The organism is Planctopirus limnophila DSM 3776, from assembly GCF_000092105.1.
Classification (GTDB): domain Bacteria; phylum Planctomycetota; class Planctomycetia; order Planctomycetales; family Planctomycetaceae; genus Planctopirus; species Planctopirus limnophila.
Genome location: NC_014148.1, coordinates 1,767,616 through 1,780,000, shown reverse-complemented (window position 1 = coordinate 1,780,000; position 12,385 = coordinate 1,767,616). Strand labels below are relative to the sequence as shown.

Annotated in this window: 14 protein-coding genes; 6 read left to right on the top strand and 8 right to left on the bottom strand. The window is 51.9% G+C overall.

What is annotated here, in order from left to right:
• Positions 1-125: 125 nt before the first annotated feature.
• Positions 126-1,112 (top strand): glycoside hydrolase family 16 protein, encoded by a 987-nt coding sequence (locus PLIM_RS07230; protein ID WP_013109663.1) that lies wholly within the window; start codon positions 126-128, stop codon positions 1,110-1,112.
• A 43-nt stretch (positions 1,113-1,155) separates the two neighbouring features.
• Here PLIM_RS07230 and PLIM_RS07225 read toward each other — a convergent pair whose 3' ends face one another.
• The 5 genes from PLIM_RS07225 to PLIM_RS07205 all read right to left on the bottom strand — a co-directional run bounded on the left by PLIM_RS07225 (position 1,156) and on the right by PLIM_RS07205 (position 5,460).
• A complete protein-coding gene (locus PLIM_RS07225) occupies positions 1,156-1,953 on the bottom strand; it encodes a hypothetical protein (protein WP_148227015.1) in 798 nt (265 codons plus the stop codon).
• A 32-nt stretch (positions 1,954-1,985) separates the two neighbouring features.
• A complete protein-coding gene (locus PLIM_RS07220; RefSeq protein ID WP_013109661.1) occupies positions 1,986-2,981 on the bottom strand; it encodes an ABC transporter ATP-binding protein in 996 nt (331 codons plus the stop codon).
• Between the two features lie 91 nt (positions 2,982-3,072).
• Positions 3,073-4,509, bottom strand: coding sequence for an aspartate ammonia-lyase (locus PLIM_RS07215; RefSeq protein WP_013109660.1), 1,437 nt, complete (start codon positions 4,507-4,509; stop codon positions 3,073-3,075).
• Positions 4,510-4,650: 141 nt separating this feature from the next.
• Entirely contained in the window at positions 4,651-5,058 is a 408-nt protein-coding gene (locus tag PLIM_RS07210; RefSeq protein WP_013109659.1) for a hypothetical protein, read from the bottom strand.
• A gap of 87 nt (positions 5,059-5,145) precedes the next feature.
• Positions 5,146-5,460, bottom strand: coding sequence for a putative signal transducing protein (locus PLIM_RS07205; RefSeq protein WP_041401343.1), 315 nt, complete (start codon positions 5,458-5,460; stop codon positions 5,146-5,148).
• A gap of 233 nt (positions 5,461-5,693) precedes the next feature.
• On the opposite strand from PLIM_RS07205, the gene PLIM_RS07200 reads away from it, so the two are divergent.
• The 4 genes from PLIM_RS07200 (at position 5,694) to PLIM_RS07180 (ending at position 8,673) form a co-directional block, all read left to right on the top strand.
• Positions 5,694-6,377 (top strand): potassium channel family protein, encoded by a 684-nt coding sequence (locus tag PLIM_RS07200; protein WP_013109657.1) that lies wholly within the window; start codon positions 5,694-5,696, stop codon positions 6,375-6,377.
• Positions 6,378-6,511: 134 nt separating this feature from the next.
• The gene (flhB, locus tag PLIM_RS07195; RefSeq protein ID WP_013109656.1) at positions 6,512-7,594 is read left to right on the top strand and encodes a flagellar biosynthesis protein FlhB; all 1,083 of its coding nucleotides are present in this window, start codon (positions 6,512-6,514) and stop codon (positions 7,592-7,594) included.
• 222 nt (positions 7,595-7,816) lie between these two features.
• The gene (locus PLIM_RS07190) at positions 7,817-8,275 is read left to right on the top strand and encodes an STAS domain-containing protein (RefSeq protein WP_013109655.1); all 459 of its coding nucleotides are present in this window, start codon (positions 7,817-7,819) and stop codon (positions 8,273-8,275) included.
• Positions 8,276-8,487: 212 nt separating this feature from the next.
• Entirely contained in the window at positions 8,488-8,673 is a 186-nt protein-coding gene (locus PLIM_RS07180; RefSeq protein ID WP_013109654.1) for a hypothetical protein, read from the top strand.
• 207 nt (positions 8,674-8,880) lie between these two features.
• On the opposite strand, the gene PLIM_RS07175 is transcribed toward PLIM_RS07180, so the two are convergent.
• Positions 8,881-9,837 (bottom strand): ROK family protein, encoded by a 957-nt coding sequence (locus tag PLIM_RS07175; protein WP_013109653.1) that lies wholly within the window; start codon positions 9,835-9,837, stop codon positions 8,881-8,883.
• Positions 9,838-9,933: 96 nt separating this feature from the next.
• Between PLIM_RS07175 and PLIM_RS07170 the strand changes: the two genes are divergently transcribed.
• On the top strand, positions 9,934-10,767 hold the full coding sequence (locus tag PLIM_RS07170; RefSeq protein ID WP_041401340.1) for an HAD family hydrolase: 834 nt from the start codon (positions 9,934-9,936) through the stop codon (positions 10,765-10,767).
• 8 nt (positions 10,768-10,775) lie between these two features.
• On the opposite strand, the gene PLIM_RS07165 is transcribed toward PLIM_RS07170, so the two are convergent.
• A complete protein-coding gene (locus PLIM_RS07165; RefSeq protein ID WP_013109651.1) occupies positions 10,776-11,486 on the bottom strand; it encodes a uracil-DNA glycosylase in 711 nt (236 codons plus the stop codon).
• A 10-nt stretch (positions 11,487-11,496) separates the two neighbouring features.
• Positions 11,497-12,378: a rhomboid family intramembrane serine protease gene (locus tag PLIM_RS22610; RefSeq protein ID WP_013109650.1), complete on the bottom strand. Its 882-nt coding sequence runs from the start codon at positions 12,376-12,378 to the stop codon at positions 11,497-11,499.
• Positions 12,379-12,385 lie beyond the last annotated feature (7 nt).

Genomic DNA, 12,385 nt, shown 5'->3' with positions numbered 1-12,385 from the left:
TCAAGGTGTCATTTGCAAAAATCTTGACTCATGAATTGAGAAGCGGGGTAACTTCGGAGATTGATCTATCAACTCTGGTTGATTGTATCTTGCATAACAGTCATCCCATCTTCATAAGACATTTCATGAACTCCATTGCACGTCCTTTCTTTCAGATCCTGGCCGTTGGAATCACCCTTTCAACCATCGGTGGATTATCTCCCGGACGAAATCAAGCGGCAGAGCCAACCAGCGAGTGGAAGCTCACGTGGAGCGACGAGTTTGCTGGCAGTGAGATTGATCGTAAGAAATGGGATTTCGATCTCGGGAACGGCTTCTACAACTACCATTCCAACCAATGGATCAGTGGTTGGGGTAACAACGAACTGCAGTATTACACCAAAGAACCAGAGAATGCGTTCATTCGCGACGGCATGCTGCATATTCGAGCGGTCAAGGAATCGTATCAGGGATGTGGCTATACATCCGCCAAGCTGAAGACACGCCAGCGGGATGGTTCTCCGCTCTTCAACCAGAAGTATGGCAAATTTGAATTTCGAGCCAAGTTACCCACCGAGAAAGGTGTCTGGCCCGCTCTCTGGATGCTGCCACAGGGCGATTCCTATGGGCCCTGGGCAGCCTCTGGCGAGATCGACGTCATGGAAGCTCGCGGACAGGAACCTGGAAAAGTCTTAGGGACAGTACACTACGGCGGCAGATGGCCTCAGAATGCCCATAGCGGAGATGAGTTTATCTTTCCGGCAGGGACATCGATGGCTGACTTTCACACCTACGCGGTCGAATGGGAACCGGGAAAGATCAGTTGGCTGGTCGATGGAAAGGTTTATCAAACTCAAAACTTCTGGTGGAGTACCAGTGGTGTTCAAGGCACTTCTGGACAGGGGAAGAAGCCAGCCGGAGAACAGGATCTGAATCCGTGGCCAGCCCCGTTTGACCAGCCGTTTTATCTGATCATGAACGTGGCCGTGGGAGGGAATTTTCTGGGCCCACCCGATGAGAAATCCCAGTTTCCTGCAGAGATGATTGTGGACTATGTGCGTGTCTACAGTTCGACAAAGCCTGCCTCGATCGTTCCGCCCCGAGGCGAAGGAAAATTGCCATTCCAGCCTTGAATGAGAACTCTTCAACAAGCGATATCTGTTTCTAGATGACCATTCATTTCGTGTTTTTGGGCAGGCGCGCTCGTTGTAACCGGGCAACTTGCCACATGTATTGCGGGCCATAACCTGCCTCGCGTGCCCAGGTCGATTGGAGGGCTTCGTCGTACAAAGCTCTGGCTTTGTCTTTCTGTCCGCGAGCATCCGTTAACAGAGCCACGTAGAGCGGCAGATAAAAATCGGTCGATTGCTGTTCATTTTTTGTGAGAGAAGCTTGGGCAAGCTGTGCCTTAACTTGTTCGAGTGTCACTTCTCCTTCGTAATAGCGATAGACGAGTGGGAACGGTTGTCGATCCACTTTCTCGTAGCGGATTCGCTTTTGAAGTGCTGTTTTTTCGTCGAATTGTTCCCGGTTACAGAGAAACTGCCAGAGGCCATTTTCGCGGTCTGACTGACTGATCTGCTCATGGTACGCTTCAAACTGAAGTGCCCCGTCTTTCCACTTGCCCAATGCATGCAACACCAGCCCACGCTGCCAGAATGAAGCATAGCGAGCGGGAGAGATTCTCAGGCATTCATCGTATGCCGCCAGTGCCCCAGCACTATCGCCCGCGAAAAAGCGGGCATCACCAGCCTGCAGCCAGAGTACCGGGTTATCGGGCTGATCTTTAAGAGCCATCAAATACGATTCGGCCAACTGAGCGTATTTTTTCTGCTCGCTCTCGTGCAGCTTCTGGAATGCGGCTTCAGCAGGAGTCTCTTCATTCGCAATCGCAGATTGATTCACACCCAGCAGGAATGCCAGAGCGAAAGGGAACATTAGAAGCGTGTTGAGACAACTGCGATGGCTTGTCATTTCAGTGATCACTTTCGCTGGAAACTGAGAACCTACTTCTCAGTTGATTGTGACATGGCCGCCGTGAAGACTTCGGCAATCACATCTTCCAGAGGTCGCTCCTGGACTTCAAGATCCTCGATGGAGTAGCGGGCGAGCAGATTCGAAAGGAGTTCGGGAAGATTGTGCCGGGGAACTTCAAGTTTCACCCGTGGGGGCAAGTGCTCGATAATACGGCCGTAAGTCTGCAGTTCGTCCGCATTGAACTCGCCGGCAAACTGCAAGGAAAGCAGCTTGTACTGGCTGAATTTTTCGACCAGTTCGGCCAGCGGGCCATCGTATCGCAGTGTGCCACCACTGATGATAATGGCCCGTTTGCAGAGAGCCTGCACGTCCTTCATATAGTGGCTGGTGAGAATGACCGTAATCTGCTGTGACTGCTGGTAAAACTTGAGAAAATCCTGCACTCGACGCTGCGAGACGACATCGAGGCCAATTGTGGGTTCATCGAGAAGAAGAACCTCAGGCGCGTGCAGCAAGGCAGCAATCAATTCCATGCGCATGCGTTCGCCTAAGGAGAGTTCCCGCACCGCTTGCCGAATGAGAGGCTTCACTTCGAGCAGCGAAGTCAGTTCATCGAGTCGGCGATCATAGACCGCCTTGTCGATCCGATAAATTTCCTGGTGTAAACGGAAAGATTCGACCGCGGGCAGATCCCACCAGAGCTGATTCTTTTGACCCATGACGAGAGAGAATCGTCTGCGGTAAGCATTTTCCCGCTTCCAGGGAATGTGACCCAAAACGTGAGCTTCACCCGTCGTGGGATGAATCAATCCCGAGAGGAGTTTGAGTGTGGTGGTCTTGCCGGCACCATTCGCCCCCAGGAACGCGACCATTTCCCCTTTTTCAATAGAGAAACTGACATCTCGAACAGCTTCAATCACCTTGTATTCTCGATGAAAGACTCCCTGGATCGAACCGAGCAGACCTTCTTTCTTGCGGAAGACCTTATAGCTTTTGGAGAGCTGCTGTGCCTCGATGATACTCATGGATGCTTTTCAATGATGCCGATGCAGGAGTATGAAAGTCGCCCGCATCTGGTAAGTGAATCAATAGAACGTCGGAAGGTTCTGAAGTCTTTTACTCTCGATGTGAGGATCGCCCTGTCATGACTGAGGGATCGAGCACATGCTGAATCTGCTCTTCAGTCAGCAGTTGCTGTTCACGAACAAGTTGCACAATCCCTTTGCCCGTTCGCATGGCTTCAGCGGCAAGAACAGTCGCCTTCTCGTATCCGAGCAGAGGATTCAATGCCGTGACCACGCCAACACTCTGTTCGATGTACCGCTGGCAAACATCGCGATTGGCCGTGATTCCGTCGATGCAGAAGGTTCGTAACGATCGGGCAGCATTCATAAAGAGCGTTTGTGATTCGAGCAGACAGGCTGCGATTACAGGTTCCATCACATTGAGCTGTAATTGGCCCGCCTCGGCACCCATCGTGACTGTCAGGTCGTTGCCAATGACCCGAAAACAGACCATGTTGACCACTTCCGGCATCACCGGATTGACCTTACCGGGCATGATTGTTGAGCCTGGCTGTAACGCTGGCAGGTTGATTTCGTTAATACCAGTTCGTGGGCCGGAAGAGAGTAATCTCAGATCATTACAGATTTTGGAGAGTTTAATGGCCAGACTTTTGAGTGTGGCTGAGTAGAGCACAAAGGCCTGAGTATCCTGCGTGGCTTCAACGAGATTTCGAGCCAGATGAATCGGCTTTTTTGAAATGACAGCGAGATGTTCGACACATTTGGCGGCATAGCCTCGAGGGGCATTGAGGCCCGTTCCAATCGCAGTCCCGCCCAGATTCACCTCGTAGAGCACCTGTTCGACGAACTGGAGCGCATCAAGCTCATCTTCGAGACTGTTGGCCCAGCCCAGAAACTCCTGACCTAAAGTCATGGGGACTGCATCTTGAAGCTGGGTGCGTCCCATCTTGACGATATCAGAGAATTCGTCGGCTTTCGCGCGGAAGGAATTGATCAGCAGGCGGAATTCAGCCATCAGGTCGGCGTTGCCCAGGAGCAGAGCCAGATGAAGTGCTGAAGGATAGACGTCATTGGTGGATTGAGATTTGTTGACATGGTCGTGGGGATCGCAGAAGCGATACTCACCTTTGGTGTAACCCATATGCTCCAGTGCCCGGTTGGCAATGACTTCGTTGGCATTCATATTGGTCGATGTGCCAGCCCCGCCCTGAAGGACATCCAGTACGAAGTGTTCGTGAAGTTTGCCCTCAATGAGATCTTCGCAGGCTTTCTCAATGCCAGCCAGAATTTCGGGAGAGAGTTTACCCACATCAAAATTGGCTCTCGCACAAGCCATTTTCACCATAGCCAGCGCTCGAATCAGATGCGGGTAATGATTGATCGGCACACCTGAGATCGAAAAGTTTTCGATCGCTCGGACTGTTTGTACGCCAAAATAGGCATCTGCAGGTACTTCTTTGGGGCCGATTAAATCGTGCTCGATTCGGACTTGCGGATCGAGTTCATGTCGTCGGGCATTGGCAGTCATCGGTCTCTCTCTGAAGAACTCTCAGCACTCGACAAAGTTGTTTGGATAAGAGTTTGAGTGAATCCAGACGTGGTTTTCAATCATGGCAAGGCAAAAGATTGCCACCCACCACGGGAGTGCGTGGTGAAGAAATCGCTTCGGTTAATGACTCCGACGATCATTGATTGGCTGGACAGCGATTCTTCGGGGAGCCACCAGCAGCTGAATTGTGCCCATGAACATGGCCAAACCGGCTGCGAGTGAAACCTGTATGATCGAAATCGTCCAGGGAGAAAGTTGCCATCCGCCAGCCATGGGTGTTGCCGGCACGACGCCCGAGGTGCTCTGCAGAAATGTCGTCACCGTACAGATCAATCCGAACAGCAGGAGTAATGGAAGTGCCGTTTGCCGGCTCAGCAGGCGGTAAGCGCTGTGCCAGTCGATACAGAACAAACTGAACCCGCACCAGCAAATCCAGGGTAACCAGGTTCGGCCAACATCCGCTAAAGCCAGCAGCAGATTTCCTGCAGCGAGGAGGAAATCTGCTCCTTTTGAAATGAGTTCTTCCATGAGTTGTCTTTCTTTCAGAGCCGGATCAAGAATATGGAGATGGTCGTAATCGATGTGGGGAATTTGAAAGAGAAATTTTGAAGTGAACTATTCTTCCTCCGGATTGCCCACATCAATTCGATCCCAGTCGATTTGTTGAGCCAGTTTCTGCTGTTGTGCGTAAATCTGCTGGGCTGCCTGATAGTCGAGCTGATCGACCAGTATTGAGACCATGCCGGGAACTTCCGCTCGAAAGCCCGAAATATAACCTCCGAGTGCTCGAGCATGGATTCCAGACTGATCCAAGATGGAAACGATCAATTGAGCCTCGACTTCGGTCGCCACCTGACAAAGTCTGACAGGCTGCCAGATTCTCTCCAACATCTCCGCATGCTCCAAACGATTTAACGGGAGTGCCATCATTCAGAATCTTGCCACTTGATGAATCTCGAAAACTGGCAGGATGTGCTTCACAAACAAATGCCAACACATCTTTCGCAGTGCTTCCGTTTCTCACAAGCCACGAAATCCATTATTGTTTCGACGGACAGGAAAATGATCGTGTCAAAAGTTGACTCTCTATTTTGTAGGTCATTTTTGCGATGCTGATGTTTTCGAACGTGCCATGAAGAGTATTTCACTGGGGAACAGGCCAAGTGCAAAGAGTCGCAATTGTTGGTCTTGGTCGATTTGGAATCGCTGTCATCGAGCAACTGGCCTCGACGCGGGCACAGGTGATCGCCATCGATACTTCGGCAGATGCGGTGGCTGATGTCAAAGATCTGGTGGATGTGGCTGTTGTGCTCGACGCCACCGATGAACGGGCCTTGAGGGGGCAGGACGTTCATAAATGTGATTATCTGGTTGTAGCGATTGGCGAGAATTTCGAGGCAGCACTTCTGACAGCAGTGCTGGCCAAGAAACTTGGCATTCCCAAGGTGATTGTAAGAGCCACCACGTCGATGCACGCACAGATTTTTCTCAAGATCGGTGCTGACGAAGTGATTCAGCCCGAATCGGAAGCTGGCATTGCACTGGCGAGAAGGCTGGCCAACCCTTCACTCGAGGATTTCGTCGATCTGGGTGAAGGTTACACGCTGATTGAATTGAGAGCTCCCAGTGCTTTTCGTGGCAAGACACTTCGCGAGCTGAATCTGCGAGCGAAATATGGCGTCAATCTGGTCGCCATCCGTCGGTCAATCCCAGCCCCGGCAGGGAGTGAACTCGAAGAGACTCGGAAAATGATTGGCGTGCCCCAACCCGACGAAGTCATCGAGGAGCAGGATATCCTCATGCTGATTGGGGCGAATGAGAATCTGGGTAAATTGCCACACGAGTGATCTCTTCCAAATTTGGGACGAATTTTCCCGAATTGATTTGATGGCCTAGGCTCCAGGAGATCCATCAACAAACTGATCTTTCTGGAAATACCCTTTCTTTGGCATGATCACCTCAACAGGAGGTGCCTCAGGCCATGGCCGAAGATGAATCCGGCGACAAAACCGAAGACCCAACCGAGCGCAGGCGTAGCGAAGCGCGCGAGCAGGGGAACGTTGTCAAAAGCCAGGATCTCACCGCCGCTGCACTGATGCTGGGATCGGCTGGTGTCCTCTGGTGGCATGGTCGGAATGTGGCCGAATACATGGCCCGTTTGATGAGAAACAGCCTTTCCGCTGCTCCCTGGACGACGTTTGACCAGAATGATCTGGTCTCTCTGGCATGGGCGCACCTGGGCGAATCGGGCTGGCAGGTAGCGCCACTACTTATACTGCTGGCTCTGGCTGCGATTGCGATTAATCTCCTGCAAGTCGGATTTTTGTTTTCACCGGAAGTCCTTCAACCCAAATGGGAGAGGATCAATCCGCTTTCGGGAATTCAGCGGTTGTTCTCGATTACTTCTGTTGCGAGGCTGGGTGCCAATCTGGCAAAACTCGCCTTACTGGGCTCTGTGGCGACCTGGTTTGTGTACGATGGGCTACACCGCTTTGCCGCCTTGGCACATCAACCTTTGACAGTTGTCGCGGTGGTGGCAGGCTCAGAACTGATCTCACTCATTTTCTGGATGGCTTTGGCGATTTTCGTCGCTGCTCTCGCTGATTTTGCCTTTCAGTGGTGGAAGTACGAGCAGGATCTGAAGATGAGTAAGCAGGAAATCCGGGATGAATACAAAGAGATGGATGGCGATCCATTGATTCGCATGCGCCGGCGCGAAGCTCATCGCAAATTGACTCAAGGGCGTGAACTTCAGTCGGTCAAGACAGCCGATGTCGTCATCACTAACCCAACAGAAATTGCCATTGCGATCAAATACGACGTCGCCACGATGCCTGCACCGATTGTTGTCGCCAAAGGGGCAGGAGAATTGGCTGCCCAGATTCGAAGGCTGGCAGCAGAGAACGGCGTCCCGATCATTGAGCGAAAACCTGTCGCGCGGGCACTTTACAAACTGACGCGTGTGGGTGACCCCATCCCTTCAGACCTCTATGCTGTCTTCGCAGAAATTCTGGCATACGTTTACAAAATCACCGGTCGAAAGCCTCCTCGAAACCTCAAGTAAGGCCCCAGGTCGTTCCTAAGCGAGAAATGAATATTCGGGATCGAAGTTGCTCAAACCTGAATGTTTGGAGATTTCATATACAGAACGGCGAACAACTCCTTGCGGTTGTCAGGTTGGATTGGCAGGATGTTGTTAGGGTTGACCGAGGGTGATTACTGATCATCCGGCAAAATGCCTTTGGTCAGGCAAGTTTGAGTCCCTGAGATGTCTGGAGACTCCGAAATGGCAGATACAGCAGGTCTTTCTGGTGATTCACTCCACGAAAAATCATCCGCTACCAGTGCAAACACAGGCAGCATCTTTGATGATGGAGATACTGCCTGTCCCCCATCCAAACCACGTCAAAAACCGGCCGTCCGCAATGACGTCCTCCAGGTTTATCAGACCGGGGCTTTGACTGTGGTGGGTTTTGGCGGGCAGGATGTTCCCGATGAAGTCTGCATTGCTTCCTATCGCGAGCAATTGCGAAAACTACTCGAAGACAACACTTGTTCAGTCCTCGCATTTGACTGCAGTGGCGTCAAATTAATGCCCAGTGGCATGCTCGGCTTGCTCACAACCTTGCGAAAGCAGGTTGACAGGATCGAACTTTATAATCCGAGCGAAGATATCCAGCAGGTCCTCCGATTGACGAATCTCCTTCCCATGTTTGAGGTTAAGTCAATCACCGTCGCTTCCTGACCACCTGCTCAGTCTCAATTTGAAATGCTTCTGAACAAAATTCGGGCATAACGAAGTCCGCCGTTGGCCAGCTCTCGTGAGCCCGCCGAAGGATCACCTCGTCAGACGTGACAAAGCGGAAGCAACGTGTTATTCTCCCACAACTTACAGAGCCACCCCGGAAGTGTGTCTCTTTATTGATGATCATTGCTTTGCTGAATGGATGATTGAACATGTCTCTGAAAGTTTTGAAGAACAAGATCGAAGTCAAGAAGGCTCTGGCTGCCAAGTATTCGAACCTTGCCAATATTGCTGGTAGCTCTGTCAAGCGGGCAACCTTCATGTTTCACTCCAACCGCTTCAATAACCAAGTGGCTGTCATGAGTGAAACACTTCGCCAGCTCGAAGCTGCCAAGTAATTCGCAAGCAAACAGAATTGGTCGGCTCGCAGGTTGAGCAACACCTGTTTGAGTAACACCCGATTTTTCAGCCAAATCCATCACGGCTTTCCTCAAGAGTTGATGACCACACATCGCTAACTCTAGAGCAAGGCCGTGATTGTCATTATGGCGTTGTCAGTTGCGTCATCTCATCAGTTGTTTCATCTCAAGAGCCAGGCGTCCTCTTCAGGCATTCTGGGCAAGTGCCAAGGCTCCGTGCAGGACAACAGTCTCCCCCAGTGCAGCGGGGACAATGTCATAAGAGTCTTTCAGTTGACCGAAGACGTATGTTTCCGTGAACTTGGCGAGTGGTTCGAGAAAGACGTGCGGTTTCGTGAGAGACACACCTCCGCCGATGACCACTCTCTCTGGGGCGATCAATGTGATCATCTGAGCAATGCCCCAGCCGAGAGCATGAGCCGCCTCGGCAAACGCTCGCAGGGCAATGCTGTTGCCATTGCCAGCGTGAATTCCCAACAGCCGGGTTGTGAGGCGATCAAGATCTCCTTCGCAACTGTCCAGAATCTCTCGAGCATCCGAAGAGAGCGTTTCGGTTTCCGTCAGTACACGCAGCTGGCGGGCCGTGAACTCACTGATCGCCGGCCCTGCTGCCAAAGCTTCAATTGTCTGGCTCGGGCTGCAGGCATCGAGACCGGGTCGCAAATGCCCGATCTCTGCAGCAGCCGGTCGCGAAGTGCCATGAATACGGCCATTGAGAATCAGCCCGCCACCAATTCCTGTCCCTACAGTAATAAAGAACATCGACGATTTGCCCACCCCGGCTCCAAATCGAGCTTCAGCCAGACCAGCCGTGTCACAGTCATTGGCCAGGATAACGGGGCAACCTGACCGTTCATGAAGCCAGTTTCCCAATGGAAAGTGATCCCAGCCACGAACCTGATGTGAGGTCTGCACTATCCCTTGATCAGACCAGACGGGGCCGCCAAAACCCACGCCCACACCACTGATCTGATACTTCTGGCACAGCCTGGGAACTTCATTTTCCAAGAGACCCAAAATGCTGGGGGCTCCCAGAGACCGGTCGATCTCATGCCGTACGACTTCTATGAAACTGGTTTCGCCAGCTTGACCGACAGCCAATTGAAGTTTGGTTCCTCCGATTTCAATTCCCATCTGGTACATTTTCGAATCCTTCAAGTGACTTAAATCAGTGCTTGCGGGGGATTGTGGCTGGCGTATTGAACATTACTCGGATTCAATTCATCAAGAAAATCTTTTATGGAATCTTGTGGAGTGGAATCTGTGCTGGAAGTCGTTTCGTCACGATCGGTCGATGTCCCGGTGCGACTGGTTGTCTTTGACTTCGATGGGACATTAAGCCTCGTCCGGGCTGGCTGGCTACCGATCATGCTCGAAATGATGCTCAAGCATCTTGCACCCACATTTACTCCGCAGGAGCAGCGGGAACATCTGATTCCCCAATTGCGCACAGAGATTCTTTCGCTCAATGGGCAGCCCACGATCCTGCAGATGGAACGGCTGGCCAACTCAATTCTCACCCGTGGTGGAACGCCAGAACATCCCAGATATTACTTCGACGAGTTCGCTCGCGATTTGAGACAAACGATTGATAATCGTCTCGAAAAGCTGAGTCGTGGTGAGAAGACCATTGCTGATCTCGCCTTGCCGGGGGCTCATCAGTTTCTGGAAGCCCTCGCCAATCGAAATGTGACTCTTGTGCTGGCAAGTGGCACTTATCGACCGGATGTCGTTCATGAACTGGGACAACTGGGGCTGAGTCATTTTTTCGAAGATCAAGTTTACGCACCAGATGACGGGCCTGTCGTCTTCAGCAAACAGGCCGTCATGGCCGAATGGTTGGCAAAGACCAACTGTTCACCGCAGGAAATGGTCGCCTTTGGAGACGGAGTGACAGAAATTCGTGCGTGCCGTCAGTTGGGGGGGTATCCCATTGGCATCGTGGGTGAAGAACTCAATCCGTGGGTAATTGACCACGAAAAATCAGCACAGTTAAAGCCTGCCGGAGTTCAACTCCTGACACCAAACTACCTTTCGCAAACAGAACTGCTCAAAACATTAGGTTTACTATAGCGGGTCCATCAACTCGGGCGGTCAGTGATCTCCAGCAGACGATGGGCCTCCGCAAAAATGCTGTCGAACATCGGTTCGGTGAGCCTGCCTGTGAAGGTGTTCTGCTGACTGGGATGATAACTGGCCAGGCCACTTCGCCCGTCATTGAAAGTGATTGAGGCGCCATGAGCGAATTTGACTGGCTGGCTGGAAAGTAGCTCATGAGCTTTGGCGTGGTCCATTAAACTTTTCCAGGCAATCTGCCCCAGTGCCAGAAAAACCTGCGGCTTGAAGAACTCGATCGTCTGGGTGAGATACTCCTGGCAGTTCACAATCTCCAATTTGCCGGGCTTGTTATCAGGTGGTGCACAATGACAGACGGCTGTTATTGCACAGCGGGAGAGAGTTAAACCATCATCGAGATGTCGGCTGGCGGGCTGATTCGCAAAGCCTGCTTTATGCAGAGCGCGATACAGCCACTCGCCACTGCGGTCTCCCGTAAACATTCTCCCGGTGCGATTGGCACCATGGGCAGCCGGTGCCAGCCCGATAATCAGCAGTTTGCCAACATGAGTTTGTGTTGGTATGGGTAACAGATTGGGTACTGGCCGCCCCCAATAGTTGTCGGCCATAAACTCGCGTTTCTTTTCGCGGGCCACATCCTGGCACCATGCGCGTAATCGCGGGCAGCGCTCACAGCTGACAATGTGTTGATTCAAATGTTCCAGAGGCTCAACCATCGGGGATCCATTACCTGCTCTTTTCAGTTTCAGCCCATGCCCAGAAACAACCGACTGCAAAGCCTACACCATGTGCCCAGTTGGCCATCCACGATTCATGATGAACAAACTCACCGGCAATCCCTAATAGTCCCCAGGCAATGGCTAACCCTGCCGATTGCGGGGAGAGCCTGATGCCAGAACCGGGTGCTCTCCGTCCCATGATCCAGGCATAGCCAATCAGTCCATAATTCACTCCGCTGAAGCCGCCAAATGCCGGGCTGACGAAATAAGCCTGAGCAAAGTTCGAAGCAATGCCCGTGATCAACACAAACCCCAACAGCCAAAATGATCCATTGCGTCGTTCGATCAGGGGGCCCAAACTGACCAGCCACATGGCGTTAAAGAGAATATGCATCAATCCAAAATGCAGGAAAATGGGAGTAATCAGCCGCCAGAGTTCACCCTCTTTCAATTCGCTCCAGTTCATGTCAGTCGAGAAGAGCAACCAGGGCGTAATCGTGTTTCCGGCCTGACCTAACCATGTCAGATATCCCACTATCAGGCAGATCGAGAGCAAGAGTGCAGAGACAAATGTCGGGCCAGTCGTGGGAGCAAGACTCCATGATGAGCGGATGTCTTTGACGTTCTTGCGATATTGCTTTCGCCTGGCGAGTTCCTCTTTGCGAATCTGCCGGGCCGCTTTGGCCCCATCGGCATAAACCGGATCGAGAGGGTTGGCTTTGAAGGCCAGCAGATGTTCTTTGGCTTTTGCCACGAGATCATCATCCAGCGCCCACAGCACGAACTGAGATTTGTCGTTATCGATATGACATTTGATGCCTTTTGACAGCAGAAAATCTGCCAGTAGATCGGCCTGCTGAACGTCATCGAGAACACCAATCTCTCTCACGGATCGA

What these genes read in the sequence shown, in the direction of transcription:
- PLIM_RS07230 (WP_013109663.1), top strand. Translation starts at nt 126, where the DNA reads ATGAACTCCATTGCACGTCCTTTCTTTCAGATCCTGGCCGTTGGAATC.
- PLIM_RS07225 (WP_148227015.1), bottom strand. Translation starts at nt 1,953, where the DNA reads ATGACAAGCCATCGCAGTTGTCTCAACACGCTTCTAATGTTCCCTTTC.
- PLIM_RS07220 (WP_013109661.1), bottom strand. Translation starts at nt 2,981, where the DNA reads ATGAGTATCATCGAGGCACAGCAGCTCTCCAAAAGCTATAAGGTCTTC.
- PLIM_RS07215 (WP_013109660.1), bottom strand. Translation starts at nt 4,509, where the DNA reads ATGACTGCCAATGCCCGACGACATGAACTCGATCCGCAAGTCCGAATC.
- PLIM_RS07210 (WP_013109659.1), bottom strand. Translation starts at nt 5,058, where the DNA reads ATGGAAGAACTCATTTCAAAAGGAGCAGATTTCCTCCTCGCTGCAGGA.
- PLIM_RS07205 (WP_041401343.1), bottom strand. Translation starts at nt 5,460, where the DNA reads ATGATGGCACTCCCGTTAAATCGTTTGGAGCATGCGGAGATGTTGGAG.
- flhB (WP_013109656.1), top strand. Translation starts at nt 6,512, where the DNA reads ATGGCCGAAGATGAATCCGGCGACAAAACCGAAGACCCAACCGAGCGC.
- PLIM_RS07190 (WP_013109655.1), top strand. Translation starts at nt 7,817, where the DNA reads ATGGCAGATACAGCAGGTCTTTCTGGTGATTCACTCCACGAAAAATCA.
- PLIM_RS07180 (WP_013109654.1), top strand. Translation starts at nt 8,488, where the DNA reads ATGTCTCTGAAAGTTTTGAAGAACAAGATCGAAGTCAAGAAGGCTCTG.
- PLIM_RS07175 (WP_013109653.1), bottom strand. Translation starts at nt 9,837, where the DNA reads ATGTACCAGATGGGAATTGAAATCGGAGGAACCAAACTTCAATTGGCT.
- PLIM_RS07170 (WP_041401340.1), top strand. Translation starts at nt 9,934, where the DNA reads ATGGAATCTTGTGGAGTGGAATCTGTGCTGGAAGTCGTTTCGTCACGA.
- PLIM_RS07165 (WP_013109651.1), bottom strand. Translation starts at nt 11,486, where the DNA reads ATGGTTGAGCCTCTGGAACATTTGAATCAACACATTGTCAGCTGTGAG.